The organism is Streptomyces niveiscabiei, assembly GCF_001419795.1.
Classification (GTDB): Bacteria; Actinomycetota; Actinomycetes; order Streptomycetales; family Streptomycetaceae; genus Streptomyces; species Streptomyces niveiscabiei.
Genome location: NZ_LIRL01001182.1, coordinates 1 through 3,235, shown reverse-complemented (window position 1 = coordinate 3,235; position 3,235 = coordinate 1). Strand labels below are relative to the sequence as shown.

5 protein-coding genes are annotated in these 3,235 nt (G+C 71.8%); 4 read left to right on the top strand and 1 reads right to left on the bottom strand.

Annotated features, from left to right (window positions below):
- The 3 genes from AOK24_RS41755 to AOK24_RS41745 all read left to right on the top strand — a co-directional run.
- A partial coding sequence (locus AOK24_RS41755) for an aldehyde dehydrogenase family protein (protein WP_159052185.1) occupies positions 1 to 685 on the top strand: 685 nt, incomplete at its 5' end.
- Between the two features lie 27 nt (positions 686 to 712).
- Positions 713 to 1,621 (top strand): aldo/keto reductase, encoded by a 909-nt coding sequence (locus AOK24_RS41750; RefSeq protein ID WP_055725099.1) that lies wholly within the window; start codon positions 713 to 715, stop codon positions 1,619 to 1,621.
- Positions 1,622 to 1,632: 11 nt separating this feature from the next.
- Positions 1,633 to 2,139, top strand: coding sequence for a GNAT family N-acetyltransferase (locus AOK24_RS41745; RefSeq protein ID WP_079057261.1), 507 nt, complete (start codon positions 1,633 to 1,635; stop codon positions 2,137 to 2,139).
- A gap of 22 nt (positions 2,140 to 2,161) precedes the next feature.
- On the opposite strand, the gene AOK24_RS41740 is transcribed toward AOK24_RS41745, so the two are convergent.
- The gene (locus tag AOK24_RS41740; protein WP_055725097.1) at positions 2,162 to 2,626 is read right to left on the bottom strand and encodes a pyridoxamine 5'-phosphate oxidase family protein; all 465 of its coding nucleotides are present in this window, start codon (positions 2,624 to 2,626) and stop codon (positions 2,162 to 2,164) included.
- A gap of 178 nt (positions 2,627 to 2,804) precedes the next feature.
- Between AOK24_RS41740 and AOK24_RS41735 the strand changes: the two genes are divergently transcribed.
- Entirely contained in the window at positions 2,805 to 3,197 is a 393-nt protein-coding gene (locus AOK24_RS41735; protein WP_055725096.1) for a VOC family protein, read from the top strand.
- The last annotated feature ends 38 nt before the right edge of the window (positions 3,198 to 3,235 follow it).

Genomic DNA, 3,235 nt, shown 5'->3' with positions numbered 1-3,235 from the left:
CACCCTCGAACTCGGCGGCAAATCCCCGGCGTTCGTCGACTCCACCGCCGACCTCAAGGCCGTCGCGGGCCGCCTCGCGCGCGGCAAGTTCCTGAACGCCGGCCAGACCTGCGTGGCCCCCGACTACATCCTCACGGACCCGGCGACCGCCGCCGCCCTCGAACCCCTCCTCGCGAGCGCCGTCGAGAACGCGTACGGCGCCGACCCGCAGCAGTCCGGCGAGTACGGGCGGATCGTCAACGAACGCCACTTCGACCGGCTCACCGGCCTCCTGGACTCCGGCCGCACGGTCGTCGGCGGCGTCCACGACCGCGCCGACAAGTACATCGCCCCGACCGTCCTCGCCGACGTCGACCCCGAATCCCCGGTCATGGCCGAGGAGATCTTCGGCCCGATCCTGCCCATCGTCACCGTCGCCGGCCTCGACGAGGCGCTCGCGTTCATCAACGACCGCGACAAGCCCCTCGCCCTGTACGTCTTCTCCGAGTCCGCCGAGACCCGCGAGCGCATCGCCGCCGAGACGTCCTCCGGCGCGGTCGGCTACGGACTGCCCCTCGCCCACCTCACCGTCTCCGACCTCCCGTTCGGTGGCGTCGGCGAGAGCGGCATGGGCAACTACCACGGCCGGTACTCCATCGAGACGTTCAGCCACCGCAAGGCGATCCTGGACAAGCCGCTCGGCTGAGGGCCGTGCCTGTGCGAGACTCCGCCGATGACCTCGCAGCAGATCACGGCGGCAGCCTCCGGCACCTGGACCCTCGGCGACCTGACCGTCAACCGCGTCGGCTTCGGCGCGATGCGGCTGACGGGCAGCGCCGCCTTCCACCTCGGCACCCCCAGCGACCGCGACCGCTCGATCGCCGTCCTGCGCAAGGCGATTGAGCTGGGCGTCAACCACATCGACACGGCCGCCTTCTACTTCTCCGCCCTGCGCTCGGCCAACGAACTCATCAACAGCGCGCTCGCCCCCTACCCCGACGACCTGGCCATCGCCGTGAAGGTCGGCCCGTTCCGCACCTGGGCGGGGGAGTGGGACACCTCGGCCCGCCCCGAGGACCTGCGCGCCCACGTCGAGGAGAACCTCCGCCAGCTGGGCCGCGACCACCTCGACCTCGTCTACCTCCGCCGGATGGGCCAGGACTCCATCGCCGAACACTTCGGCGCCCTCGCGGAGTTGAGGGACGCGGGCCTGATCCGCCACCTCGGTGTCTCCGACGTAGAACCCCAACACCTCGCGCAGGCGCGGGAGATCGCCCCTGTCGTGAGCGTCCAGAACCGCTTCGGCCTCGGCAGCCACGACGAGGCCACGGCCGAAGTCCTGCGCCTGTGCGGCGAGTCCGGCATCGCGTTCGTGCCGTTCTTCGCCATCGCGGGCGACGCCGGACCCCAGGGCGCGACCGCCGACCACGACGACGCCGTACGGGACATCGCCGCCGCCCACGGGGCGAGCCCCGCCCAGATCCGGCTCGCCTGGACCCTCGCCCAGGGCGACCACGTCCTCGCCATCCCCGGCACCGGCGACCCCGGCCACCTCGTCGAGAACGTCGCGGCGGGCGCCCTGCGGCTGACCGAAGGAGAGCTGGCCCGACTCCAGGGGGCCCACCGTAAAGTAGCGGGGTGAATGGTGACTCCGTGACGCTGCGACCGGTCCGCGAGGACGACCTCCCGGTCCTGGAGGCGTTCCTGGTCGACGCCGGACTCACCGGCCCCTTCCAGTGGTTCGGCTGGGCCGACCCCGCGAGGTTCCGGCGCCGCTGGGCCGAGAACGGCATGCTCACCGACGACGGCGGCCACCTCACCGTGGCCGCCGCCGAGCACCCCGTCGGCTTCGTCGCCTGGCACAAGGCGGGCGTCACCCGCGCCGCGCACTACTGGAACATCGGCATCCAGCTCCTGCCCGACGCCTGCGGACGCGGCATCGGCACGCAGGCCCAACGGCTGTTGGTGCGCTACCTGTTCGCCCACAGCACCGCCCAACGCGTCGAAGCGGATACCGACATCGGCAACCTCGCCGAGCAACGCGTCCTGGAGAAGCTCGGGTTCACCCGCGAAGGCGTCCTGCGCAGCGCCGTCTTCCGGGACGGACACTGGCGCGACGTCGTCCGCTACAGCATCCTGCGCGACGACCCGACGCCCTGACCTCAGGCCGTACAGAACAAGCTCAGTCCGCCAGCCACACCCCGTCCCGCATCAGATGCCGGCGCGGCAGCTCCCGCTGCTCGCACCAGGCCTGCACCTCCAGCGGGCGGACCCGGAAGAACCCGTACGACGCGGCGTCCCGGCGCGGGTCCCACCCCGTCTTCGCCTCGAACGCCCGCGCCGCGTCCTCGGGCACGGACTCCCGCGTGTACGCCTCGGCCTCGCCGTCCACCAGCACGACGTCCCGCGTGTCCCCGAGCGCCAGCCGCACCCGGCCGCCGCCCTGGAGGTTGCGCCCCGTCGGGTTCGTGAACCGGGTCGCCAGCCACAGGGTGTCCCCGTGCCACACGAACCAGAGCGCCACCAGACACGGCACCCCGTCCGGCCCCGCCGTGGCCACCCAGATGTCCATCTCCCGTTCCAGCCGGGTCAGCGTGTCCTGCTTACGTCGCCCGAAGTCACGGATCGGGTCGGTGGTGATCGTCATGGGCGGAACGTATCCGGGGACGGGGCGCGCACGCCTCGGGCCCAGGGCGGGGTACGGGTCGGTCCCGGGCCCTACAACCCGGGGCTGCGAGCACCCCGAAAAGAGGATTGGCATCGGGGCAGTTTTACGTATAACCTCTTCCGCTAACCAGCCCCGCCGATCTTCCCGAAAGGCCCCGATGTCCCGCATCGCCCTGGTCACCCTCGTCGTCGACGACTACGACGAGGCGATCCGCTTCTACACCGAGGCCCTCGGCTTCCACCTCACCGAGGACGAGCCCCGCCCCGACGGCTCCCGATGGGTCGTGGTGGAACCCGCCGGAGCGGGCGGCGGCACCGGACTCCTGCTGGCCCGTGCCAAGAACGACACCCAGTCCGCCCACGTGGGCGACCAGACCGGCGGCCGGGTCGCCTTCTTCCTCCACACGGACGACTTCACCCGCGACCACACCCGCATGACCGAAGCGGGCGTCACCTTCCTGGAGGCCCCCCGCCACGAACCGTACGGCTCGGTCGCGGTCTTCCAGGACCTGTACGGAAACAGGTGGGACCTGCTCCAGCCGACGGACTGACCGGCCCGCAGTCCGCCCGCTGATCACCCCCCCCGCCG